This is a genomic window from Actinomadura barringtoniae, assembly GCF_017573505.1.
Lineage (GTDB): Bacteria > Actinomycetota > Actinomycetes > Streptosporangiales > Streptosporangiaceae > Spirillospora > Spirillospora barringtoniae.
The window spans coordinates 1-459 of record NZ_JAGEOJ010000070.1; the positions used below are offsets into that span (position 1 = coordinate 1).

Below are 459 nucleotides of genomic sequence, written 5' to 3' on the forward strand. Positions count from 1 at the left end.
CTCGTCGCGGGTTTCGCCCATGCCCAGGATGAGGTTGGACTTGGTGACCAGTCCGTCGGCGCGGGCCTGGGTGATGACGTCCAGGGAACGCTCGTAGCGGAAGCCGGGCCGGATGCGCTTGAAGATGCGCGGGACGGTCTCGACGTTGTGCGCCAGAACTTCAGGGCGGGAGCCGAAGACTTCGGCGAGCTGGGTGGGGTCGGCGTTGAAGTCGGGGATGAGGAGTTCGACGCCGCAGCCGGGGATGGCGGCGTGGATCTGCCGGACGGTCTCGGCGTACAGCCAGGCGCCGCCGTCGTCCAGGTCGTCGCGGGCGACGCCGGTGACGGTGGCGTATTTGAGTCCCATCTGGGTGACTGATTCGGCGACGCGGCGGGGTTCGTCGCGGTCCAGGGCGGCGGGTTTGCCGGTGTCGATCTGGCAGAAGTCACACCGCCGGGTGCACTGGTCACCACCGAT

General features: G+C 68.4%; 1 protein-coding gene. It reads right to left on the reverse strand.

Annotated elements, in window-relative coordinates:
- On the reverse strand, positions 1-459 hold a 459-nt coding region (locus J4573_RS53440; protein WP_208264193.1), incomplete at both ends, for a lipoyl synthase.